Origin of the sequence: Leisingera sp. JC11 (genome assembly GCF_040704725.1) — a bacterium.
Classification (GTDB): Bacteria; Pseudomonadota; Alphaproteobacteria; order Rhodobacterales; family Rhodobacteraceae; genus Leisingera.
In genome coordinates, this window is record NZ_JBFCVS010000002.1 from 183,772 (window position 1) to 207,493 (window position 23,722).

21 protein-coding genes are annotated in these 23,722 nt (G+C 65.5%); 11 read left to right on the plus strand and 10 right to left on the minus strand.

Going from position 1 to position 23,722, the window contains the following annotated elements:
- Positions 1 to 111: 111 nt before the first annotated feature.
- A complete protein-coding gene (locus AB1A62_RS02725; RefSeq protein ID WP_366659743.1) occupies positions 112 to 1,284 on the minus strand; it encodes a threonine/serine exporter family protein in 1,173 nt (390 codons plus the stop codon).
- 93 nt (positions 1,285 to 1,377) lie between these two features.
- Positions 1,378 to 2,322 (minus strand): LysR substrate-binding domain-containing protein, encoded by a 945-nt coding sequence (locus AB1A62_RS02730; protein WP_366659745.1) that lies wholly within the window; start codon positions 2,320 to 2,322, stop codon positions 1,378 to 1,380.
- A gap of 94 nt (positions 2,323 to 2,416) precedes the next feature.
- On the opposite strand from AB1A62_RS02730, the gene AB1A62_RS02735 reads away from it, so the two are divergent.
- Both AB1A62_RS02735 and AB1A62_RS02740 read left to right on the plus strand, forming a co-directional pair.
- A complete protein-coding gene (locus AB1A62_RS02735) occupies positions 2,417 to 3,379 on the plus strand; it encodes a sodium-dependent bicarbonate transport family permease (RefSeq protein ID WP_366659747.1) in 963 nt (320 codons plus the stop codon).
- 57 nt (positions 3,380 to 3,436) lie between these two features.
- A complete protein-coding gene (locus tag AB1A62_RS02740; RefSeq protein WP_366659748.1) occupies positions 3,437 to 4,123 on the plus strand; it encodes a M48 family metallopeptidase in 687 nt (228 codons plus the stop codon).
- A 49-nt stretch (positions 4,124 to 4,172) separates the two neighbouring features.
- On the opposite strand, the gene AB1A62_RS02745 is transcribed toward AB1A62_RS02740, so the two are convergent.
- Entirely contained in the window at positions 4,173 to 4,721 is a 549-nt protein-coding gene (locus AB1A62_RS02745) for an RSP_2648 family PIN domain-containing protein (protein WP_366659750.1), read from the minus strand.
- Positions 4,722 to 4,726: 5 nt separating this feature from the next.
- Entirely contained in the window at positions 4,727 to 5,941 is a 1,215-nt protein-coding gene (locus AB1A62_RS02750; RefSeq protein WP_366659751.1) for an RSP_2647 family RNA methyltransferase, read from the minus strand.
- Between the two features lie 164 nt (positions 5,942 to 6,105).
- Between AB1A62_RS02750 and AB1A62_RS02755 the strand changes: the two genes are divergently transcribed.
- Positions 6,106 to 7,236 (plus strand): exo-alpha-sialidase, encoded by a 1,131-nt coding sequence (locus tag AB1A62_RS02755; RefSeq protein ID WP_366659752.1) that lies wholly within the window; start codon positions 6,106 to 6,108, stop codon positions 7,234 to 7,236.
- A gap of 38 nt (positions 7,237 to 7,274) precedes the next feature.
- On the opposite strand, the gene AB1A62_RS02760 is transcribed toward AB1A62_RS02755, so the two are convergent.
- Positions 7,275 to 7,547 (minus strand): hypothetical protein, encoded by a 273-nt coding sequence (locus AB1A62_RS02760; RefSeq protein WP_366659753.1) that lies wholly within the window; start codon positions 7,545 to 7,547, stop codon positions 7,275 to 7,277.
- Entirely contained in the window at positions 7,528 to 10,335 is a 2,808-nt protein-coding gene (locus AB1A62_RS02765) for a glutamine-synthetase adenylyltransferase (protein WP_366659754.1), read from the minus strand. The genes AB1A62_RS02760 and AB1A62_RS02765 overlap by 20 nt, the downstream gene beginning before the upstream one ends.
- A gap of 477 nt (positions 10,336 to 10,812) precedes the next feature.
- Between AB1A62_RS02765 and AB1A62_RS02770 the strand changes: the two genes are divergently transcribed.
- The 4 genes from AB1A62_RS02770 (at position 10,813) to AB1A62_RS02785 (ending at position 13,114) form a co-directional block, all read left to right on the plus strand.
- Positions 10,813 to 11,268 carry a DUF2852 domain-containing protein gene (locus tag AB1A62_RS02770; RefSeq protein WP_366659755.1) on the plus strand — a complete coding sequence of 152 codons (456 nt, stop codon included), beginning with the start codon at positions 10,813 to 10,815 and terminating at the stop codon, positions 11,266 to 11,268.
- Between the two features lie 76 nt (positions 11,269 to 11,344).
- Positions 11,345 to 11,776 carry an RDD family protein gene (locus AB1A62_RS02775; RefSeq protein ID WP_366659757.1) on the plus strand — a complete coding sequence of 144 codons (432 nt, stop codon included), beginning with the start codon at positions 11,345 to 11,347 and terminating at the stop codon, positions 11,774 to 11,776.
- A 130-nt stretch (positions 11,777 to 11,906) separates the two neighbouring features.
- On the plus strand, positions 11,907 to 12,731 hold the full coding sequence (locus AB1A62_RS02780; protein WP_366659758.1) for an arginyltransferase: 825 nt from the start codon (positions 11,907 to 11,909) through the stop codon (positions 12,729 to 12,731).
- A complete protein-coding gene (locus AB1A62_RS02785) occupies positions 12,731 to 13,114 on the plus strand; it encodes a VOC family protein (RefSeq protein WP_366659759.1) in 384 nt (127 codons plus the stop codon). Before AB1A62_RS02780 ends, AB1A62_RS02785 begins: the two co-directional genes overlap by 1 nt.
- Positions 13,115 to 13,291: 177 nt before the next feature.
- Here AB1A62_RS02785 and AB1A62_RS02790 read toward each other — a convergent pair whose 3' ends face one another.
- The 3 genes from AB1A62_RS02790 to AB1A62_RS02800 all read right to left on the minus strand — a co-directional run bounded on the left by AB1A62_RS02790 (position 13,292) and on the right by AB1A62_RS02800 (position 17,801).
- Positions 13,292 to 15,646, minus strand: a complete 2,355-nt coding sequence (locus AB1A62_RS02790; RefSeq protein WP_366659760.1) for a TRAP transporter large permease subunit — start codon at positions 15,644 to 15,646, stop codon at positions 13,292 to 13,294.
- Between the two features lie 14 nt (positions 15,647 to 15,660).
- Complete coding sequence (locus AB1A62_RS02795) at positions 15,661 to 16,587, minus strand: C4-dicarboxylate ABC transporter permease (protein ID WP_366659761.1); 927 nt, start codon at positions 16,585 to 16,587, stop codon at positions 15,661 to 15,663.
- Between the two features lie 131 nt (positions 16,588 to 16,718).
- Positions 16,719 to 17,801, minus strand: a complete 1,083-nt coding sequence (locus AB1A62_RS02800) for a TRAP transporter substrate-binding protein (RefSeq protein WP_366659762.1) — start codon at positions 17,799 to 17,801, stop codon at positions 16,719 to 16,721.
- Positions 17,802 to 18,082: 281 nt separating this feature from the next.
- Here AB1A62_RS02800 and AB1A62_RS02805 point away from each other — a divergent pair, with 281 nt between their 5' ends.
- From AB1A62_RS02805 to AB1A62_RS02815, 3 genes are all read left to right on the plus strand, one after another.
- Positions 18,083 to 19,510, plus strand: coding sequence for a cache domain-containing protein (locus tag AB1A62_RS02805; protein ID WP_366660007.1), 1,428 nt, complete (start codon positions 18,083 to 18,085; stop codon positions 19,508 to 19,510).
- A 62-nt stretch (positions 19,511 to 19,572) separates the two neighbouring features.
- Positions 19,573 to 20,217, plus strand: coding sequence for a response regulator transcription factor (locus tag AB1A62_RS02810; RefSeq protein ID WP_366659763.1), 645 nt, complete (start codon positions 19,573 to 19,575; stop codon positions 20,215 to 20,217).
- Positions 20,218 to 20,286: 69 nt separating this feature from the next.
- Entirely contained in the window at positions 20,287 to 21,255 is a 969-nt protein-coding gene (locus AB1A62_RS02815) for a LuxR C-terminal-related transcriptional regulator (RefSeq protein ID WP_366659765.1), read from the plus strand.
- A gap of 3 nt (positions 21,256 to 21,258) precedes the next feature.
- On the opposite strand, the gene AB1A62_RS02820 is transcribed toward AB1A62_RS02815, so the two are convergent.
- Positions 21,259 to 22,407: a lytic murein transglycosylase gene (locus AB1A62_RS02820; protein ID WP_366659767.1), complete on the minus strand. Its 1,149-nt coding sequence runs from the start codon at positions 22,405 to 22,407 to the stop codon at positions 21,259 to 21,261.
- Positions 22,408 to 22,673: 266 nt separating this feature from the next.
- Between AB1A62_RS02820 and AB1A62_RS02825 the strand changes: the two genes are divergently transcribed.
- Positions 22,674 to 23,663, plus strand: coding sequence for an MBL fold metallo-hydrolase (locus AB1A62_RS02825; protein WP_366659769.1), 990 nt, complete (start codon positions 22,674 to 22,676; stop codon positions 23,661 to 23,663).
- Positions 23,664 to 23,722 lie beyond the last annotated feature (59 nt).

The following is a 23,722-nucleotide window of genomic DNA, read 5'->3' on the forward strand; positions in this document are numbered from 1 at the left end:
CGGACGGGCGGCCTGCCGGGCGCGCTCAGCCGTGCGCTGGACCTGACGGAGGGCCGGCCCGAGGGACACAGTGTGCGCTGCTGCCGGAGCGGCATGCAGGCAGCGATGCGCCTAGCTGGCGAGGTTGCGGTTCTTCTGCGAATAGAGCGCCAGCGCCGTCACCTGCCCCGCCACGATGGCCGAGAACATCAGGAGCGCCGACAGGCCGATGCTGGCATCCGCCATCAGGGTCTCGTTGAACAGCGACTGGGTTGCGCTCATCAGCACCCGGCTGCCGGGGACCAGAATGAGGATGCCCTGCACGATATAGATGGCACCGGTCAGGTTCAGCGTCTTGGCGAGCCAGGTGCCGTAAAGGGTGATGCACATGGCGGTGACCCAGGTGCCGACGATCCAGCCGCCGCCGAAGCCGAGATAAAGCGGCCCCCACATGCCCAGCACGGTGACCGGCAGCGCCCGCAGGATGTCGACCATGCGGGCGTTGAAGATCACCCCGATCGAGAATGACAGCGCCGGCAGCGCCAGATAGGGCATCCACCACAAGACGCCGTTCACGTTCTCCACCTGCGGCGCTGCCCCCCACAGCGCGGCGCCGATGCTGACGCCGATGTAGATGCCGATGAACAGTTTCATCAGCACAAAGATCGACTGGGCAAACAGGCTGGAGCCGGAAATCACGTCGTTGAAGGCAAGGCATTCCAAGGAGTTGGCAATCGACAGCCCCGGCACGAACAGCACGATGGCGGCGATGCAGGTGCCCCAGACCGGCACCTCTACCCCCATGCTGCTGACCAGCGAAACCGCCAGCCCCGCGACCAGCGCCGACAGGAACTCAACCAGGATCACCCGGTCGCCGCGGCAGAACAGCTGGCAGAGCCAGACCAGGAACCCCAGCACCGCCGACAGCGCGATGGTGGTCAGGGCGCTGCCGATCAGAGTCAGGAAGGCGGGCGGGATGGCGATATTGGCCAGCATGATCAGCCAGCCGGGATAGCGGCCCGGCTCCTCGATCCCCGGGTCCTCCACCGCGTTGATGCGGATGATGGTGCGGGCCAGCAGGCTGAGGTTGATCTGCGCGGGCTCCAGCCTGCGGATGATGAACTGGTTGTCCTCGTCCGGGAACTGGCAGGAAATCGACGTGGGCGTGGCCTGCACGATCACGTTGATGCCCTGCTTGCGGGCATAGAACTGCAGGTATTTCTCGATCTTGTAGGGCGCACAGCCGCTGCGGTGCAGGGTCTCGCCGGTGTCGGCGATATTGCGGAGCTGTGAAAGCGGTGCCATGTGCCGGAAGCCGTTGTTATCTGGTGCCTTTGGGAACGCTCCCCATACTGGATGCAGGGCAGTGCGGCGAGTGCGGTTTTTGCATGGCCGCTATCACTGGCCGTCAGGGCTGGCGGCGGGGTCTGCCTCCCGTATGTTCAGGCCGAAGCCGCGCGCCACATCCAGCAGCGCGGCGCTGACAAAGGCGGTGCCGGTCTGGCTCTCCTCCCCGGCCCGCTGCAGCAGCGCGATGTCGCGGCTGGCGCCCTCGGCCGCAAGCGGGCGGAAGATCACCTCGCTGTGGCCCTGCGGCTGGCGCAGGGTATAGAGCTCCGGCAAGACCGCGACTCCCGCACCGGAGGCCGCCATGAGGCGGATCGAATCGAGGCTGGTACCCTCATAATCGTCCGCCACCACGCCGCCGAAGCCGGAAGCCAGCGCATAGACGATGCGCGACAGCCGGTGGCCGCTGTCGAGGGTCAGAAAAATGCGGCCGCGCAAGGAGTTGCCATCGACAGGCCCGCTTTCTGCCGCCAGCGGATCGTCCAGCGCAGCGGCGATCCACAGCCGTTCGCTGAACAGCCGCACCTGGTGGGTGTTGGGGTGGTCCTCAGGCGTGGAGATGATCATGTCGAACCGCCCGGCCTTCAGTCCCTGCTCCAGGTCGCGGGTGTTTTCCTCGCGCACGATGACGCGCAGGCTGGGCTGGGTGCGGTGGATGGCGCTGACCGCCTTGGGCAGCAAATAGGGCCCGATCGAGGGCAAGACCCCCAGACGCAGCCGCCCGCCGAACGGCACGCCGCCGGTGACGGCAGCGCGCAGGTCATCGACCTCCCCCAGAATCCGCTGGGCGCGGCGGATCACCTCTGCCCCCATGGCGGTGGGCTGGGCGCCGGCGCGGCCGCGTTTGAACAGGCGGGTGCCAAGATCCTCCTCCACCGCGGATATCTGCGCCGACAGGCTGGGCTGACTGACATTCAGCGCTTCGGCTGCCAGGCCGAACTGGCCCAGCCGGGCCACGGCGACGATGTATTCGAGCTGACGCAGGGTTGGACGCATTTCATAACCTGAAACTATGTGAAGATTAGATACAATATATTGGAACTATGCTGCAGTGCAATTCATGAGGGCAAAAACCGGAATGGAGAGACAGATGCCTACCGCCCTCGAAACCCTGGCCAGCAGTTTGCTGGTGCCCACGATCCTGTTCTTTGCCCTTGGCCTGATTGCCGCCTTTGCCCGCAGCGACCTGTCGATCCCGGAAGGCGCGGCCAAGTTCATGTCGCTGTATCTGCTGCTGGCGATCGGCTTCAAGGGCGGCGCCAGCCTGGCCGAGCACGGGCTGAGCCCGGATCTGTTTGCCACCATCCTGGCGGGGGTGGCGCTGTCGTTCCTGCTGCCCTTCATCGCCTTTACGCTGCTTAAGGTTTTGACGCGGCTTGATCCCCTGAACGCGGCGGCGGTGGCCGGGCATTACGGCTCGATCTCCATCGTGACCTTTGTCACCGCAACCAGCCTCTTGGAGCTGACCGGGGTGGTCTATGACGGCTACATGGTGGCGGTGGCCGCGGCGATGGAGGTGCCTGCGATCCTGTCGGCGCTGTGGCTGGCGCACAGCACGGGCAGCAACGGCGAGCGGCCGGAAGGCTTCTGGCGCGAGCTGCTGGCCAATGGCTCGGTGGTGCTGCTCTTGGGTGCCTTTGCCATCGGCGCCATTACCGGCGGCAAGGGGATGGAGCTGATTGCCCCCTTCATCGTCACCCCCTTTACCGGCATCCTGTGCCTGTTCCTGCTGGACATGGGCCTGTCGGCGGGCCGCAGCCTGATCAAGAACCGGGAGATGCTGTCGCCGGGGCTGTTTGTCTTCGGCGCCGCGATGCCGGTGATCGGCGCGCTGCTGGCCTATGGCGCGGGCTGGGCCGTCGGGCTGGGCAGCGGCAGCCTGTTCCTGTTGATGGTGCTGGCGGCCTCGGCCTCCTACATCGCGGTGCCCGCGGCGATGAAGATCGCCCTGCCCAAGGCGGAATCGGGCATTTACCTGACGCTGTCGCTGGGGGTGACCTTCCCGTTCAACATCACCGTCGGGCTGCCGCTTTACTACTGGCTGGCATCCTGAAGCTTCGGGCGGGCGGCACGCCTTGCGCTGCCGCCCGTTCCGGCCCATATCTGAGGCATGCTGCGCCTCTTGCCCATTCTGCTGGCCGTTGCCTATGGCCTTGTGATGTACCGGATTTCGATCTGGCGCACCCACCGGGAGCTTGACCAGCGCTCGACCGAGCTGGCCGACCCCAGGCTGAAGCAGTTGACCGACCGGCTGGCGGCAGCGCTGAATGTGGCCCGCATACCGGTGCATATCTACGAGGTCGACCCGGTGAACGGGCTGGCAGCACCGGACGGGCGGATCTTCATCACCCGCGGGTTCTACCGCAAGTACCAGAACGGCGAGGTGAGCGCCGAGGAGATGGCCTCCGTCATCGCCCATGAGCTGGGCCATGTGGCGCTGGGGCACGCGCGGAAACGGATGATCGACTTTTCCGGCCAGAATGCGCTGCGCACCGCGCTGATGATGATCCTGGGCCGCTATATCCCCTTTATCGGGCCGTGGATCGCCGGGGTTCTGACCTCGCTGCTGGCGGCACGGCTGTCGCGCGGCGATGAGTATGAGGCCGATGAATATGCCGCCGCGCTGCTGACCAAGGCTGGCATTGGCCTGGCACCGCAGAAAAGCCTGTTTGCCAAGCTGGAGGAGCTGACACAGGCGCGCGCGGGCATGGCGCCGGCCTGGCTGATGAGCCACCCCAAAACCGAAGAGCGCATCGCCGCGCTGGAGCGGCTGGAAGACAAATGGGCCAAGGGCTGAGACCGCAGCGGCGTTGAGGGGGCGGCCCCTCAAACTCCCCGGAGTATTTTCACAAAGAAGAAGAGAGGGCCTTGGCGAGCCGCGGCAGCCGGGCTTTCTTCAGCAGCGGGCGGATTTCCCAGCTGCCGCCCGACAGGCGGTTGGCTTCGGCCAGAACCTGGGTTCCCAGCGCCTCCATGCCGGTGCTGTCCTGCAGCCAGATCCCGTAAAGCAGCTCATCCGGGCCCATACGGTCCAGACCTTCCTCGGCCAGGGTGTGGCGCGGAAAGTCCTTGTTGTTGACGGTGACGATGGCATCGGCGTGGCCTGCGATTGCGGCGGCCAGCACATGGGTGTCGGCGCTGTCGGGCAGCCAGAGGCGGGATTCGATGCCCGGTGCCGGGGGAACCTCCGCCTTGGGCCAATGGGCGCGGATCAGGGCGATCTCTGCCGCTGCCTGCGCCGCGCCCTCGGGGCCGAGCTTCAGCGCCGCGCGCTCCCATTCGCCGAGAATCCGCGCGGACCAGAGCGGGGTGAAATGGCCGAGGCGCGCCGCGCCCAGCAGCATCTCCCGCATCACCGTCGGGTAGAGAACGCAAGTGTCGAGAAGCAGCTTCACCCGCGTCAGTCCAGCCGGAAGAACACGGCCTTGAGATAGCCGCTTTCGGCCAGCTGCGGCAGTTGCGGGTGGTCGGGGCCGGCATATCCGGTGTGGATCAGCGCGCCGCGGCGGCCCGCTTTGCCGATGCCGCGGGCCGAAGCGTTGCGGAACCTGGCGAGGTCGGCAGCGTGCGAGCAGGAGCAGAGGCCGAGGTAGCCGCCGGGTTTCACCAGCGGGGCGGCCAGTTTGGCAACGCGTTCATAGGCGCGCAGGCCGGCCTCCAGCGCCTGTTTCGAGGGCGCAAAGGCGGGCGGGTCGCAGATGACGACGTCGAAGCTTTCGCCCTCTTCCCCCAGCGCCGCCAGCACGTCGAAGGCGTCGCCCTGGCGGGCGGTGAATTTGTCCTTGAAACCGCCGGCCTCGGCGCCTTGCGCGGCCAGGTCCAGCGCCGCGGCGGAACCGTCGACGCAGGTGGCGTGCCCTGCCCCGCCTGCCAGCATCGCCAGGCCAAAGCCGCCGACGTGGGAGAACACGTCCAGCACCTTGGCGCCGGGCGCGGTCAGGCGCGCGGCAAAGGCGTGGTTTTCGCGCTGGTCGAAGAACAACCCGGTCTTCTGGCCGCCGGTGAGGTCGGCCATATAAATGGCGCCGTTCATCACCACCGGCACCGGCGCTGCAGGCGCCTCGCCCCGCAGGGTCTGGTTCACGTCATCCAGCCCTTCCAGCCCGCGGGTGCGGCCGGAGGCGTTTTTCAGGATCACCTCGGCACCGGTCACCTCGGCCAAAGCTGCCGCGAGAATGTCCAGATGCGCCTCGGCCCAGGCGGCGTTGGGCTGCACCACGCAAGTACCGCCGAAGCGGTCGATCACCACGCCGGGCAGACCGTCGGATTCGGCATGCACCAGCCGGTAGAAGGGCGCGTCATACAAGCGTTCGCGCATTTCCAGCGCGCGCGAAAGGCGGGCCGCGAACCAGGTCTGATCGATCTGTGCCTCCGGGTCGCGGTCGAGCATCCGGGCGATGATCTTGCTTTCGGGATTGACCGACACCAGCCCCAGCGGGCGCTGTGCCTCGTCCTCCAGCACCGCCAGGGTGCCGGGCGCCAGCTTGCGGGTGCGGCGGTCGGTCACCAGTTCGTTGGCATAGACCCAGGGGAACCCGTGCCGGATGGCGCGGGCGTTGGACTTGGGTTTCATTTTCACGCGGGGGCGCTGGAGCGCATCTGGGGAGGCTGTCATGGGGTTTCTCTTATCCTTAAGCCCGGAACAGGAAAAGGGGCCGCGTGGCCCCGCATCCCGGAACTTTCGCGCCTGGCTGCGCCAATACTGCTGCCCCGTTCGGCCGCTGCCGCGGATGCGACACCGGCCAAGGCCTGTGGTAGCCTTGGCGCCGGAGGACAGCCATGACCGTATCCGCAAGACTTCTTCTCGGCACCACCAAAGGCGCCTTTGTTCTGACCCCGGACGGCAGCGACTGGTCGGTCTCAGGCCCGCACTGCGGCGGCTGGTGCATCAATCATGTGATCGGCGATCCGGACAGCGGCATGATGTGGGCCGGCGGCGGCGGCGACTGGCCTGGCGCCGGGGTCTGGCGTTCTGCCGATGGCGAGACCTGGGAGCTTTGCAAGCTGTCAAACGGGCAGATCGATGAATGGGCGGCCGCGGACCCGGAAACGGCGGCGTTCTTCGATTGGGAACCCACCGAGGTCCCGTTTGAGGATCTCAAGGCCGTGTGGTCGCTGCACAGCGCCCATGGTGTTCTTTTTGCGGGCACCAATCCGGCGGCGCTTTTGTCCAGCAAGGATGGCGGCAGGACGTGGGAGAGGAATGCCGCGCTCGACAGCCATCCATCGCGCGAAAGCTGGAACCCCGGCGCGGCCGGGCTGGTTCTGCACACGATGCTGAGCGACCCGGAGAACGCGGACAAACTGTGGCTGGGCATATCCGCGGCGGGGGTTTTTGCCTCGGAGGATGGCGGGAAAAGCTGGGAGCGCCGCAACCGCCTATCCAATGACACGGTCTGCACCGAGCTCCATCACCCCGCGGCACCGCGCAACGGCGAAACCGGCCACTGCGTGCACAACATGCAGCGCGGCCCCGGTGATCTGCTCTATCAGCAGAACCACCACGGCACCTACCGCAGCACCGACGGCGGGCGCACTTGGAGCGATATCACCGCCGGGCTGCCCTCCACCTTCGGCTTTCCGATTGCCGTGCATCCCCGGGATCCGGATACGATCTGGGTGCTGCCGCTGAACGGCGATGCGGCCGGGCGGTTTCCGCCGGAGGCCTCGGCGGCGGTCTGGAAGTCCGCCGATGGCGGCGGGACCTGGCAGGCCAAACGCGACGGGCTACCGCAGGGCGCGTGTTTCTTCACCGTGCTGCGCCAGGCCATGGCCACAGATGCTGCGGCGGGTGTCTATTTCGGCACCAACTCGGGCTCAGTCTTTGCAAGCTTCGACGAAGGCGCAAGCTGGAGCGAAATCGCCCGGCACCTGCCGACGATCCTGTCTGTTGAGACCCTGAGCCGCTGAAATCCGAAAGGGCGCCCGGGACCGGCCCCGGTGCGGCTTTAGCGCTCGCGCGAGCGCCAGCCGCCTCGGCGGCGGGGTTTTTCCGCGCCCTGCAGCCCATCACGCAGCACCGTGGTCATCGGATGCTCCGGCTGGCCGTTGCCGTACAGTTCCAGCAGCGTCTGGATATCGGTGCGGCTGTCGCGGGCCGCATCCATGCCCAGGGCCCAGTCAAAAAAGATGCTGCGGCACTGGGCATCGGTGATGCCTTCGATCCGGTAGGCCTCGTAGATCAGACCGCGCGGGTCCTGTTCAGTGCTGCCCTTCTTCATCCGCCGCTTCCCTTTCCAAGGTTTCGCCAATCAGCGCTGCGCAGCGGCTGTAGCGGTCCTGCAGCTCCTGCTCCAGCGTCTCCAGCCGGGCATAGCCGGTGGTGCGGCAGAGGAACTGCGCCCCGCCCTCGCCCATGGTTTCGGCCTCGATGGCCTTGGCGGAGAGCAGCCGTGCTGCGCATTGCACGGACCAGAATAGCCGGTATCCGGCGGCGAGGTATTCTGCATCCGCGTCATTCAGCCACCCGGCAGCGACAGCGCCCGCAAGTCCGGAGGCCACATCGCGGGAAGCTGAACCGGAGGTGAGCGCGCCGGCCTGCGACAGCAGCTCGATGTCCATCATCCGCCCCGCGCCGTTCTTGGCATCCCAGACGCCCGCCGGCGTCTTGGCAGCGGCCAGCCGCTCGCGCATCTGGGCCACCTCGCGCAGAACCTTGCCGCGCTCGCGCGGCTCCGACAGGAAGCCTGCGCGGAAATCCTCGATCTCGGCGGTCAGGCTGGCATCGCCTGCAATGGTGCGGGCGCGGGTCAGGGCCAGGTGCTCCCACACCCAGGCCTCATTCTGCTGGTAGAGCGTGAAGCCGGCCAGGCTGACCGCCACCGGGCCCTGTGTGCCCGACGGGCGCAGCCGCATGTCGACCTCATAAAGGCGGCCCTGCGCCATCGGTGCCGACAGCGCGGTGACAAAGGCCTGGGTCAGGCGCGCGAAGTAGGGGCGTGTGGCCAGCGGGCGCTTGCCCTCCGACATTTCCACCCCTTCGGGATCGTAGATCACGATCAGGTCGAGGTCGGACTGCGAGTTGATCTGCCCCGCCCCCATCGAGCCCATTGCCAGCACCGCGGCGCCGCGGCCCGGCGGGGGCCCGTGTTTCCCGGAGAAATGCGCCACCACCTCCGGCGCGATGCCGGCGATCACCACCTCTGCAAGCTCGGCATACTGGGCGCCGGCCTGGTGGCCGTCGATCAGCCCGCGCAGATGGTGCACGCCGATGCGGAAATGCCATTCCTTGCACCAGCGGCGGGTGGCGTCGAGCCGGGTTTCATAGTCGTCCTCCTGCTGCAGCCGCGCCTTCAGCTCAGCCCGCAGCTTTGCCGCGCCCGGCCAGGGGTCGAAGAAGGAGCCGCCGATCACCGCATCAAAGACGCCGGAGTTGCGTGACAGAAAGGCGGCCAGGTCGCTGGAGGTGCCGGCGATGTCGATCAGCAGGTCGATCAGCTGCGGGTTGGCGCCGAACAGCGAGAACAGCTGCACCCCCGCGGGCAGCCCGGCCAGGAAGCCATCCAGCGCCAGCAGGGTTTCCGCCGGCTTGGCGGTTTTGGCAACGCGGGACAGCAGCTCCGGCTTCAGCCCTTCGAAGATCCGCGCCCCGCGCGACGAGCGCAGCGCCGGATAGGTGGGCCAGCGGGCGATGATGGCGCCGTCCAGCTCCGCGGTCTCCTCCGGCAGGTCAGCCGGGGGCGGCGACGCGCCGGGAGAGAAAAATCCCTCGGTCAGCTCATGCACCTCTTCCAGGCGGGTTCTGATTTCGGCCTGCAGCTCTGCCGGGCCGCGGTCCATCAGGCAGGCGATACGGGCGATGCCATCCTCGGACTTGGGCATCTTGTGGGTCTGGGCGTCATGCACCATCTGGATGCGGTGCTCGACCTCGCGGTGGGCACGGTAATGGGCGCTGAGCGTACCGGCGACCTCCGCCGGCACCCAACCCTTGCCGGCCAGCGCCGCCAGCCCTTCCACTGTGCCGCGCAGGCGCAAGTCCTCGTCGCGCCCGCCGGCGATCAGCTGGCGGGTCTGGGTGAAGAACTCGATCTCGCGGATGCCGCCGCGGCCCAGTTTCATGTCGTGGCCCGGCACGTTGAGCGCGCCGCCGGTGCCCTTGTTCTCGCGGATGCGCAGGCGGATGTCGTGGGCGTCCTGGATCGCGGCAAAGTCCAGATGCCGCCGCCAGACGAAGGGGCGCAGGGTGTTGAGGAACCGCTCCCCCGCGGCAATGTCGCCGGCGCAGGCGCGCGCCTTGATATAGGCGGCGCGTTCCCAGGTGCGGCCCAGGCTTTCGTAATACCGCTCCGCCGCTTCCATCGCCAGGCAGACGGGGGTCACCGCCGGATCCGGGCGCAGCCGCAGGTCGGTACGGAACACATAGCCGTCGCCGGTGCGGTCGCTGAGCGCGGCGCACATGTTCTTGGTCGCGCGCACCATGCCCTGACGCGCCTCGTAGAAGTCATCCGGGTCGAAGCGGGTTTCGTCGAACAGGCAGATGAGGTCGATGTCGGAGCTGTAGTTGAGCTCATGCGCGCCCATCTTGCCCATCGCCAGAATGGTCAGGCCGCCCGCGGTCACCACGTCGTCCTCTGTCAGGCCGGGCAGTTTTTTGCGGCGGATCAGGCTGGCGATTTCCGCCTTGGCCGCAACATCCGCGCAAAGCGCCCCGAAATCCGTCAGCGCCCCGGTCACCTGCTCCAGGCTCCAGCCGCCGCTGAGGTCGCACAGCGCGGTCAGGAGCGCCAGCCTCCGCTTGGCCTGGCGCAACCCGGGCTTCAGCTGCGCCGCCTCCAGCGCGCGGCACTCCGCAAAAACCTGCCGCAGCGCGCCATCCGGATCGTGCAGCGCCTCCGGCAGCCAGTCCGCCTCGCGGTCTGTCAGCTCTTTCAGGTAGGGGCTGGACCCGCAGGCCCCCGCCACCAGTTCCGCCAGATCGCCGGACAAGGCCGGCACCAGCGCACGCGCCTCGGCGCCAAGCTCCGGGTCGTAGGGGCGGGGAATGCGGGAAATCGTCAGTCCAGATGTCATGCCCCGAGACTGTGCCGCAGGCCGGGGCGCGTCAATGGCAGAATTGCCGCGCTGCCGCATAGGTTTACCCCGGGTCAGGAATACCCGAATAGGTAAAGATCCAATTTTAAAGTATCTTTAACGTTACGGTTATGCTCCCGTTTCGGAGCCGTTTCGAAGTAAAGAGTGTTTTTTGTTGCCAGGGCCTGCCTGGGCCGGCCTGTGTTTTGTTGGCCGGGTTCAAGCAACGGCGGTGTTGCTGCCACAGCCCCTCATCCGGCTACGCAACCGGAGCATAACCGACCATCCTCTCCCGCTGATTTTCCGGCGCAATACAGCGTGAAGACCGTTGTTTTCTGCCGGTTTCCGCGCCTTTCCTCCTCAGCCGCCGCAAAAATGTGAAAAAGATTTACATGAGGGCTTGAAAGCCCCCGGGCGGCTTCCGATATGCAGTCATGTGAAAGAGATTTACATTCACCCGCAACCTGGAGGACCCCGATGACGAGTTTCACCCCGACCGCCCCTGCTGCCCCGGTGCAGGGCTGGTTTTCCCGCAGCGAAGCCTGGCTGGACAGCAAGGGCAAGGGCGCCTGGATCGCCGTCATGGTGCTGGGCTTCGTGTTTTTCTGGCCGGTTGGCTTCGCCCTTCTCTTCTACATGATCTGGAGCAAACGCATGTTCAGCAAATCCTCCTGCCGCCACCGCAAGTCCTGGGCCCGGCATGGCTACTCGGCGATGAAACCCTCCGGCAACAGCGCCTTTGACGCCTACAAGGCCGACACCCTGCGCCGCCTGGAACAGGAACAGAACGATTTCGAGGCCTTCCTGAACCGCCTGCGCGAAGCCAAGGACAAGGCCGAGTTCGACCAGTTCATGGATGAGCGCGCCCATGCGGCCGCCAGCGAAGACCTGGAGGGCGAAGACGGGGACCAGGACGAACCCAAGCGCCACTGACCCCTGCCCCTCCGGCTGCCCCGCCTGCCCGTCCGGGCGGGGCTTCCTCATGCCTCTCGCAGCAAAGGACCCCTTGATGACTGCCCTGCCCGATCCCGACTACCAGGCAGAATTCTATGCGTCTGTCCCCGCCAAGCGGCTGATCGCCTGGATCATCGACAGCATCCTGATCTTCGGCCTCAGCGCCGGCGCGGTGGTGCTGACCGCCTTCACCGGCCTGTTGATCTGGCCGCTGCTGTATCTGGCAGTCGGCTTTGCCTACCGCACCGTGACCATCGCCAACGGCTCCGCCACCTGGGGCATGCGCTTTGCGGGTATCGAGCTGCGCGACGGATCCGGCCAGCGGCTCGACAGCGGCATGGCTGCGCTGCACACCGCAGGCTACACCCTGTCGCTGGCGCTGCCGGTCTTGCAGGTGATCTCGGTGATCCTGATGCTGACCTCCTCGCGCGGACAGGGGCTGACCGACCATTTCCTGGGCACGGTGATGCTGAACCGTCGGGTTTGAATGAAACCGGCAAGACAGCGTTAAACCATTTTCCACAAGACCGCTTGGCGCACCGGAACCGCGTTGCTATCATCCTCAGGACCGCAGGCGATCTGTTCCGCCTGTTCCGCGAAACTGCCGACGGGTTCCGATGCGCCATACCCTTCCCATTGCCCCGCAGTTTTATGTGACTGCGCCGCAGCCCTGCCCCTATCTGGAGGGCCGGATGGAGCGCAAGCTGTTCACCGCGCTGCAGGGCGACGGAGTCGATCAGCTCAACAACAGCCTCAGCCAGCAGGGGTTCCGCCGGTCGCAGAATGTGCTCTACCGGCCGTCCTGCTCGGAATGTTCCGCCTGCCTGTCGGCGCGGATCGACGTGGAGGCCTTCCGCCCCAGCCGCAGCCAGAAACGCACCCTGAAGCGCAACGCGCATCTGGAGCGGCGCGCCACCTCGCCCTGGGCGACCGAGGACCAGTTTGCCCTGTTCCGCAGCTATCTGGACAGCCGCCACGCCGATGGCGGCATGGCCGATATGGACGTGTTCGAATACGCCGCGATGATCGAGGAAACCCCGGTGCGCAGCCGGGTGGTGGAATATGCGGTGCCGGGCAGCAGCGAGCTGACCGCGGTGTCGCTGACCGATGTGCTGGAGGACGGCCTGAGCATGGTCTATTCCTTCTACGCCCCGGACCGGCCGCAGGACTCGCTCGGCACCTTCATGATCCTCGACCACATCCAGATCGCGCGGGAGGCTGGCCTGCCTTACGTCTACCTCGGCTATTGGGTGCCCGGCAGCCAGAAGATGGGCTACAAGGCGAAGTTTTCCGGCCTGGAGATCTATCACCAGAGCGAATGGAAGAAGATGACCGACCCGTCGCAGTTCGAGACCGCCAGCCACCCGCTGTCGACCGATCCGATTGCCGAGCAGGTCGCCAATATCCAGCTGCCCGAGCAGCCGATTCACAAGAAACGCTGATGCAATTCCTCCATGCCGTCTCGCTGGTGGTGCCGGACTACGACGCCGCCATCGCCTTTTACTGCGGCCGGCTGGGTTGGCAGCTGGCCGAGGACGTGGACCAGGGCCGCAAGCGCTGGGTCCGCATCCTGCCGCCCGGCGCGCAACAGGGCAGCCTGATTCTGGCCCGCGCTGAAGGGGCCGAGCAGGAGGCCGTGATCGGCAACCAGTTCGGCGGCCGTGTCGGCCTGTTCCTGGCGACCGATGATTTTGCCCGCGACCATGCCGCGATGCTGGCCAAGGGGGTAATCTTCGAGGAAGAGCCGCGGCATGAGCCCTATGGCACCGTCGCCGTGTGGCGCGATCCCTTCGGCAACCGCTGGGACCTGCTGCAGTTCGCCTGAGGCCTGCGCCCACCCTTTTCATCTTTCTGAAAATACTCCGGGGTGAATGCGCGCGCCGCGCGCAGAGGGGCAGCGCCCCTCCTTCATCCCTGCCTGCGGGGCAGAACCCCTGCCCGGTTCAGACATGCAAAGGGGCCCGCTTGGGGCCCCTCTTCGTTTCTTATCCTGCTGTCCGGATCAGTTCGGGATCAGCGACGGCACGATGGTCACGATCGACGGGAACGCCCAGAGGATGCCGATGCCCACCACCTGGATCAGCACGAAGGGCACGATCCCGCGGTAGATATGGGCCGTCGTGACCTCCTTCGGCGCCACCCCGCGCAGGTAGAACAGCGCGAAGCCGAAGGGCGGCGTCAGGAACGAGGTCTGCAGGTTCACCGCCACCATGATGGTCACCCACTTGGGGTCGAACGACCCGCCATAGATCACCGGGCCGACAATCGGGATCACGATGTAGATGATCTCCAGGAAGTCGAGGACAAAGCCCAGGAAGAACAGCACCAGCATAACGATCAGGAAGACCGTCATCTCATTGTCGAAGCTCTTCAGGAACTGCTGGATGTAGTGCTCGCCGCCGAAGGAGATCACCACCAGATTGAGCAGCTGCGAGCCGATCAGGATGGTGAAGACCATCGAGGTCACCTTGGCGGTTTCCCGCACCACAGGTGTCAGCACGCCGGAGCGGAACAGCACCCAGCAGCCATAGAGCAGCCCGAACAGCGCATAGAGGTACATCGTATAGGCGGCAAAGAAGGCGATCCAGCTTTCCACCGACACGCCGCCCTGGTTCACCCGCAGGTCGAAGTTCATGCCGATCAGGATGCAGATCATCACCGCGAAGGTGGACCAGATGATGATCCTGCCCGATTTGCCTTCGTCCTGCAGCTTGCGGTAGGCCGCCAGCATGATGGCGCCGCCTGCCCCCAGCGCCGCAGCCGGCGTCGGGTTGGTGATGCCGCCCAGGATCGAGCCGAGCACCGCAACGATCAGCACCAGCGGCGGGAACACCACCCGGATCAGATCGTTTTTGGCGCAGCGGGCCGCGGCCTCGCGGCAGCCCCAGAGCGCCAGCAGGAGCGGCAAGGCAATCCACAGCACGGTGACACCTGCGGAGGTGGTCGGCGCAATCGCCACCAGATCCACCAGCGCGATCAGCAGGATGCCGATGGCGCCAAGGATCAGCGGCTTGGCATCGCGCGAAGGCGCCACGCCGCGGCCGAAGGCCAGCACCAGGCCCAGCAGCACCATGATCACGGTGATGCCGGTGCCGATCGGCGCGGCCGAGGCGATCTTGGCTTCGCGGGCGGCGGCGATTTCCTCATCGCTCAGCCGCTTGGCCAAGGACACGCCGCCCGCATCGCTAATGGCCTTCTGCTCTTCGACCGCGGCATCCCAGGCTTCCTGCCCGTGCAGCTCGATCATCGAGGCCTTGCATTCTGCGCCGACATTGGTGCGCAGGGATGCGGTCTCACCGGCGTCCGAGAAAGTGGAGACAGTGATGTTCTGGCTGCCGGTCACGTTGAAGCTGTTCAGCAGGATCGCGCCGCCGATAATCGCGGCAGGCACGCCCAGGAACCAGATCAGGCCCTCATTGCGGGTGATGACCTCGCCGGTGCCCGGCTCCATCGCCACGGCCGGTGCTTTGTGCGGGTTCAGCAGCGCATAGCCGAAGGCATAAAGCGCATAGAGCAGCGCCAGCAGGATGCCCGGCAGAAGCGCCGCCTGGAACAGGGTGCCGACCGAGACCACCGCCGGTTCGCCCAGGTAGGTGAGCGCATCGGAGCAGCCGGCCTCCATCGCGCGGGTTTCCTGCGCGGTGGAGTAAAGGTCGCCTGCCAGGGTCCCGAGAAGAACGATCACGATGGAGGGCGGGATGATCTGGCCCAGGGTGCCCGAGGCCGCGATCACGCCGGTCGCCAGCTCCGGCGAGTAGTTGTTGCGCAGCATGGTGGGCAGGGCCAAGAGGCCCATGGTCACCACGGTGGCGCCGACGATGCCGGTGGAGGCCGCCAGGAACGCGCCCACCACAACAATCGACACCGCCAGGCCGCCCGGCAGCGGGCCGAACACGCGCGCCATGGTGGTCAGCAGGTCGTTGGCGATCTTGGAGCGCTCCAGGGTGATGCCCATCAGCACGAACATCAGCACCGCCAGCAGGGTCTCGATCGACGCCCCTGCCAGCACCCGCTCGTTCATCCGGTTGACGATGAAGGAGACGTTGCGGTCCAGCGCAACTTCCCAGCCCTGTGCAAACACCGGTTCGGCTAGTCTTGGCAAATCCGGATACCGGAATACTGAGACCTTGTCCGGCCGCACGCCTGAGTTCAGCAGATCGCGGTAGGCCTGCGACGAGGTGTCGATGGCCTGGTGGATCAGGATGCCGGCGCTGTCCAGCGCGGCGATGATCCCGAAGGAGATGATCCCGGCGCCGCCGATGGCAAAGGCCACCGGGAAGCCGGAGAGAATGCCCCCGAAGAGGCAGAAGAATACGATGAGCAGGCCGATCTCGACGCCATCAAGTCCAAATAGCATTTTCCGACGTCCCCTTAGTGCGTGCCTTCGTAGGCTTCTTCACCCTCTCCAAGGCTGTCCTTGTCGAGGTATTTGTTTTCACTGCCCTGGCCTTCGACGAACTCCAGGAAGGAGCGGTAGAAGAAGGCGATGGCGTGCAGGAACACCAGGCCAGCAAAGGCAATCAGCAGGATCTTGAACAGGAAATAGGCGTTGAACCCGTTGGGGCTGAAGCCGATGGTTTCCACGTTCCAGCGCAGGGCGCGGGATTTCATCACCAGCCGGTCGAGCGTGTCCGAGGCCGAGGGTTTCGGAACGATCAGGTGCCGCCACAGGAAGAACCAGCCGTACATCCAGGTCAGCACCGCGGCGGGCATCATGAACAGCAAGGAACCGAGCATGTCGACGACCTTCTTGGCCCGGAAGCTGATGCCGGAATAGATCAGGTCCACCCGCACATGGCCGCCCTGCACAAAGGTGTAGGTCACGCAAAGGCAAACCACCAAGGCATTGTAGAACTTCAGTTCTTCGGCAAACCAGCTGATGTCCTGGCTAAACGGAATGCCAAAGCCGAAACTGATGTCGGGCCGCGCGAACACCCGCTGCATGAAGACGATGATGATCTGCTGCAAAACCATCAGCAGGCCCGCCCAGGCAAAGAAGCGGCCGACGGTGTTGGCCATCCCCTCCAGCCCGCGGACCATGCCCCACATGAAGCCGCGGAAGTAAATTCCGATGGCGGTCAGCACCAGGAAGGCGGTGAAGACGACAAAGAAGAACTCGACCGAGCCGCCGTAATAGACGAAGCGCATGATCGAGGCCTTGTCGGACCAGTCGAGCCAGAGCTGCGGGTGGGTGACGGCATAGCCGAAGTTATAGAAGGCGCCGGCGATGTTCTGGACCAGCCAGAGCAATCCGCCCGCTATGGCGCCGAAGAAGGTGAGGCCACTCTCTTCCTGCATGTTTCCCCCGGGGGTCTTTGCTGCGGCGGGTCCGGAACGCGGCCCGGTGGCCGTCCGTTGCCCGCGTCATGCAACTGGAAAAGGATCCCCCGCCCGCTGGCGGAGGATCCGGTTGATGCCGGTCAGGCGGATCAGCCCAGGACGCGGTCGCGCTGAACGCGGTAGGCGCCTTCGGATTTGGTGATCCAGCCGGAGGAGGCTTTCATCGAGGATTCGACGCTGTTGCGGATTTTCGCGAACAGCTCGTCGCCCATGAACTCGTCCAGGGTTTCCTTGGTGGCCTGGCCGAAGGCGCTCCAGACGCTTTCCGGGAATTCCAGGGTCTTCACGCCGCCGGACTGCAAGCGCTGCAGCGCTGCACCGTTGTTGTTCATGAACTGCGCCAAGCTCCACTGGTGGCCGGCGGCCGATGCCATCTCAATGATCTTCTGATGCGCAGGCGACAGGCCTTCGAAGACCTCGCGGTTGGTGGCAACCGACAGCGCCGCGCCCGGCTCGTGGAAGCCCGCAGTGTAGTAGGTCTTGGTGATTTCCTGGAAGCCGGCCTTCTCGTCCGCCCAGGGGCCGATCCACTCGGTGCCGTCGATCGCGCCGGAGGACAGCGCCTGATACACTTCGGAGCCCGGGATGTTCTGCACCGAGGCGCCCAGCTTGCCCAGCGCCTTGCCGCCCAGGCCCGGCATCCGGAACTTGAGGCCGTTGAAGTCCTCGGGGCCTTTGATTTCCTTGTTGAACCAGCCGCCGGCCTGCGGGCCGGTGTTGCCGCCGATGAAGGATTTCAGGCCGAAGATCTGGCCCAGCTCGTCATGCAGCGCGTGGCCTTCGCCGTGGTAGTACCAGTTCACCAGTTCCTGCGGCGTCATGCCGAAGGGCACGGCGGTGAAATAGGCATAGCCCGGGTGCTGGCTGACGAAATAATAGTCAGCGGCGTGGTACATGTCGGCCTGGCCTGCGGTCACGGCGTCGAACACTTCGAACGCGCCGACCAGCTCGCCTGCGGCCTTGACGTCGATGGTCAGGGTGCCGTCGGACATGGCGGTGATGGCATCGGCGACATACTGTGCGGAGTCATGCACGCCAGCCAGACCGCGGCCCCAGGTGGTGACCATGGTCAGGGTGCGGTTGCCCTGGGCATAGGCCGGCGCCGCCAGGGTGCTGGCTGCTGCTGCGGACCCGCCCAGCGCGGATGTTTTCAAGAAAGAACGGCGATCCATTAATTATTCCTCCCATTATCAATTGGATTGCCCCAGGTACCCCCAAGGCGGATCGGTTCGAGTGCGGTCAGCCTAGCGGCAGCGCAATTTATGTGAATACCTACTACTGCGTAGAACGGAACGTTTTTGCCGGGTTTGACGGGAAATGTTGCGCATTTCAGACGGGTGACGGAATCAGGAAACACCCGCCACAGGTGCAATCCATTCCTGCCCCTTTGATTCCGCTGGGCGGCTGGGCAATGATTCGGTACACGATTCTGACCAATTCCGACGGAGTGCCGATGCGCCTGTTCCGCTCCCTGCTGCGCCCTGACTACGCGCAGAAATTGTCGCTCTTGATGACCCTGCCGCTGATCGTGGCGGGCACCGCGATTGCGCTGGTGGTGGGCTACCAGTCGCGCGCCCTGGCCGAACGCGAGATCCAGGCGCTGGAGATGCAGCTTTTGGAGGCCAAGAAGGCCGAGCTGCGCAACTACGTGACCCAGGCGCGCAACGGCTTTGCCCATATCTATGGCTTGGCGGCGCCTGATGATGCGGCGGCCAAGGAGCAGGTCACCCAGATCCTCAGCGCGATGATCTACGGCAAGGACGGGTTCTTCTTTGTCTATGACTATGATGGCACCAACCTGGTGAGCCCGCGGCAGACCGAGTTCATCAACCGCAACTGGGCGGGGCTGACCGACAGCGCCGGGGTGCCGGTGGTGGATGAGTTCATCCGCCTCGCCCGTGATGGGGCCGGCTGGCACAGTTTCACCTGGGAAAAGCCCTCCACCGGCGAGGAGGCGCAGATGATCGCCTATGTGCTGGGGCTGCAGGACTGGCAATGGGCGATCGGCACCGGCGTCTTCATCGACGATGTGCTGGCCACAGTGGCCGCCTCGCGGGCGGAGGTGGAGGCGCGGGTGCGGCGCACGTTCCTGTACATCGGGGCAATCACGCTGATTTCGCTGGCGCTGGTCTTTGCCTCCGGCATGTTTCTCAACATCCGCGAGCGGCGGCTGGCGGATGCCAAGCTGAAGGAGCTGACCCAGCGGGTGTTCGACGCCCAGGAAGAAGAGCGCGGCCGGGTGGCGCGGGAGCTGCATGACGGCATCAGCCAGCTGTTGGTGGGGGTGCGCTACGCGCTGGACAACACCCGCCGCCGCCTGTCGCGCGGCGATGGCGAAGGCGCGGCGGCACCGCTTGAGAAAGGCACCGAGAACCTGCTGACCGCGATAACCGAGGTGCGCCGGATCAGCCGCGACCTGCGCCCCGGCGTGCTGGATGACCTCGGGCTCGGGCCGGCGCTGAAGGCGCTGACCGATGATTTCGCCGCCCGCACCGGCATAGAGACCGAGTTTTCCACCGTGGTGTTCCGCAACCGGCTGGACCAGGATTCCAAGATCGCGCTTTACCGCATTGCGCAGGAGGCGCTGACCAATATCGAACGCCACGCGGAGGCCACCAAGGTGAGCATCGATCTGCGCGGCCACACCCGCGGTGCCACCATGCGGATCTCCGACAACGGCCGCGGGCTGCCGCCGCGCGACGCCCGCACCGGGCCGGGGATCGGCCTGCGCAACATGCAGGAGCGGATCGAGCAGCTTGACGGCACCTTGCGCATTCTGTCATCACGGGGCACCCAGAGCGGCACCGTGATCGAGGCCAGCCTGCCGCTGAGCCACCTGCTGCCGCCGGGAGAGGAAGGCGCATCTGCGCAATTGCCGTAGATCCCGGGGAGGATGCGGCTGAGACGCCTCTTGCATTGTCGACAACTGCCGTTGGGGGGATGATGGCGGATCCGGTGAAAGTTCTGATCGTGGATGACCACCCGATGGTGGCCGAAGGCATCCAGTCGATCCTGGAAAGCTATGACGATATCGAAGTTGTCGGCTCCCTGACCGACGGGCGCGACGCGGTCGACCAGATGGGCCGTCTGGCGCCGGACGTGGTGCTGATGGACCTCAACATGCCCAAGCTCGGCGGCCTCAGCGCCACCGAGATCATCCTGGAACAGCACCCGGGCACCCGCATCCTGATCCTGTCGATGCATGACAGCGCCGAATATATCTCCACCGCGCTCAGCCACGGCGCTATGGGGTATGTGCTGAAGGACGTGCCGACGGACGAGATCAAACAGGCCATAGACGCGGTGATGCAGGGCAAGACCTATCTGTGCACCGGCGCGGCCGGCTCGCTGAAGCCCAAGGACGGCGATATCCGCGAGGCGCTCACGGGGCGCGAGCAGACGATCCTGCTGGAGCTGGCGCAGGGCAAATCCAACAAGGAAGTCGCGCAAACGCTTGATATCTCCGTCAGGACCGTCGAGACCCACCGCAAGAACATCAAGCGCAAGCTGGGCATTTCCTCCACCGCAGGCCTCACCCGCTATGCGCTGGAGCATGGCGTGCTGCAGGGCACCGGCGCCGGTTTCTGACACCCCCTTCAGAATTGTCTTTGTGATCCCTGGCCCCTGCCCTAGCCTTGCGCGTCAAGGAGCTGCGCCATGACCACAGACAAGCCGCCGATCCCGCCACAGACCCAGGCCAAATGGCAGCGGGTCGTGGACCTGGTGGCGGAGCTGACCGATGTGCCGGCCGCGCTGATCATGGCGACGGTGGATCTGGACCACCGGGTCAAGGTTTCCAACACTTCAGAGAACAACCCCTATTTCCCGGGCCGCAAATACCACCTGAACGAAAAGCTCTATTGCTTTGGCGTCTTTGAGAACGACGGGGAGCTGATAGTCGAGGACGCCCAGTGCGAACCGCGGTGGCAGGACAACGAGGACATGGAGCACGCCATGTCTTTCTACATCGGCTATCCGATCAAATGGCCCGACGGAGAGGTTTACGGCACCATCTGCGTGCTGGATACCCGGCGCAACAAACGCGCGCTGATGTTCCGCAAAGGGCTGCAGGAGTTCTGCCGGGTGGTCGAGGCCGACCTGGCGCTGCTCCTGGAAGTGGCCCAGCGCAAGCAGGCCCAGGCAGAGCTGCGCGAGACGGTGCGGGCGCGGGAAGACACCATCAAGCGCCGCACCAAGGCGCTGGAGGAGGCCAACACCGCGCTGCGGGTGCTGATCGACAACGTGGAGGCGTCACGCCACGAGAGCGAGCAGCAGATCGTGCAGCAGATCAAGGGGATGGTGCTGCCCTATGTCACCAAGCTCCGGCATCTGGATGCCGGCCGGGAACTGCAGAGCGCCTATCTGATGATGATCGAGGACAACCTCAAGAACATCACCTCAACCCTGTCCTCCAAGCTGGCGCAGACGCTGGAACGGCTGACGCCCGCGGAGACCGAGATCATGCAGCTGATCATGATGGGCCGCACCACCAAGGAGATCGCCGCCACCCTGGGCCGCGAGACCAGCACCATCGACTTTCACCGCAACAACATCCGCCAGAAACTTGGCCTGAGCCGGCGCGAGAACCTGCGCCAGCATCTGATTGCGCTGAGCTCGGCGGAGTAGCTGCTAGTTCAGACTGCTGAGCAGTGCCTGCGACGGATCGCCGGTTGCGGGCAGGCCGCGGCTGGACTGGTAGGCGCTGATCGCCGCGCGGCTCTTCGGCCCCAGCACCCCGTCGGCACCGCCGGTGTCAAAACCGCGCGCGGTCAGGCGTTTCTGCAGCAGGATACGGTCGTCCTTGGTCAGCCCGTATTTGTCCGGCGGGAAACTAGCGCGCAGCGGGGCGCCGCCGGCAATGCGGTCAGCCAGATGGCCCACCCCGATCGCATAGGCATCCGAATTGTTGTAGCGCTTGATCGCATTGAAGTTGCTGGTGACGGTGAACACCGGGCCGCCCTGCTGCGGCTGCAGGCTGCGCCCCGAAGGAGTGCCCGGCGCACCGGCCTCGCCACCCCACTTCAGGCCGCGGGTCCAGCCGTTCCGTTGCAGGTAAGCAGCGGTTGAGGCCAGCGCATCGGTCGGATCCTCCGACCAGATGTCGCGGCGGCCGTCGCCGGTGAAATCCACCGCAAAGGCCTGGTAGGAGGTCGGGATGAACTGGGTATGCCCCATGGCGCCTGCCCAGCTGCCGGTCATGCGGGCAGGCGTGATGTCGCCGTTCTGCAGGATCTTCAGCGCCGCCAGCAGCTGCTTTTCGAAAAACGCCCCGCGGCGCCCGTCATAGGCCAGGGTCGAGGTGGCGGAAATCACCGGCACGTTGCCGCGGCGCTCGCCAAAGAAGCTCTCCAGCCCCCAGATCGCGCAGATGATTTCCGCATCGACTCCATAGCTGCGCTCCAGCGTGCGCAGGGTGGACTGATGGCGGGCAAAGGCGGCGCGGCCCTTGCTGAGACGTTCGTCCGAGACGGCGATGGAGAGATAATCCTCAAGCGAGCGTTTGAATTCAGTCTGATTGCGGTCGCGCTTGACGACGCCGGGCAGATAGCCCGCACCGCGGAATGCCCCACGCAGGGTGGATGGGGAGATGCCCCGGGCTTCTGCCCGGCTGCGGAAGGAGGCAAGCCAGGCGTCATAGCCCGCGTTGGGCACTGGCCGCAGGTCCGCAGGCAGGCCGGAGGCGCCGCTGGGACCGCTGCCGGATGGCACCGTGCTGCTACAGGCGGTCAGCCCCAGGGCTGCCAGGCCAAATCCGAAATGACGCCGTGTGATGCTCATGCTCTCTGCCCGCTCCAATGGGTGTTTTGCTGCCCGGCTTCGGCCGGATCCTTTGCCGGACAGGCTGCCAGAATCCGGCCATGCCGCCAAGGCCCGGAATTCCTCCGCAGCAAAGACCCGCCGCCCGCCTTCGCGCTCTGATTATGGGGGCTGCCCCCATAATTACCCCATAATCTTCCGGGGCACCCCTTGGAGCATTACCTGCCTAGCCTGTTTGCATCGCTGCACCAAAGCGGCGGCCAGACAACAACAGGGAGACGGAACCAATGGATGGGCAGAAGAAGGACTTGAAACCGGCCAGGCTCGATGGGCGCAAGGATGATCTGGCCCCCGGCCTGTCGCGGCGCAGCTTCTTTGCGGCAGCAGGCGCCGCGGGCGTTGGAACTGCCGCCAGCCTGCTGGGCAGCAGCAGTGCGCAAGCACAATCCACCGATTGGCTGCAGCCGGGCAACAACAAACATGTGATTGATCTGCAGAACATGTCCGCCTTTGCCGATGGCGAAGTGAAGATTGATTTCTACGGCCATTGCGCGCTCAAGATCACCTCGCCCGGCGGCGCCTCGATCCTGTTCGACCCGTGGCGGGACGATCCCTCCGGCGCCTGGGGGCTGTGGTTCAAGCAGAAGTTCCCGGAAACGCTGGTGGATATCACCATGTCCACCCACACCCATTTCGATCATGACGCCATCGACCGCCCCCAATCGACCATGGTGCTGGACCGGATGGTCGGCACGTTCGAGTTCGCCGATCTCAAGATCACTGGCTATGCCGACAAGCACGCCTGCGTCGCGCCGGGCTGGTATCCCTGGACCGACGCGCTGGCCGAATTCGGGGTCGAGGCCTGCCCGCCCAACAACCCCGGCCACATGGATATGGTGACCTATGTGGTGGAGACCGGCGGCATCCGCACCCTGATCTGGGGCGACAACCGGCCCGACCCCGCGGACGGGTTCTGGGAGGCCATCGGGCGCATCGACGTTCTGACCCTGCCGGTCGACGGCTCCGAGCACATCCTGTCCTATGAGCAGGCCAACGCGCTGGTGGAGCGGATCCAGCCCAAGGTGGTGATCCCCACCCATTACCTGTCGGAAACCACCACCTACACGCTGTCGACGCTGCAGCCTGCCGACACATGGGTGAAGGAGCAGAAAAGCTTCAGGATGCTGGAGGGCGCATCGCTGTCACTGGCGGCAGCGGATGTGCAGGGGATGAACAAGGAGTTCCTGTACTTCGGGCATAACGCGCTGACGGAGTAACCGTCGGTATTGCCGCAACACTGTTGTGCCCGACCGGGCGCCCTCTCCCCCGGGGCGCC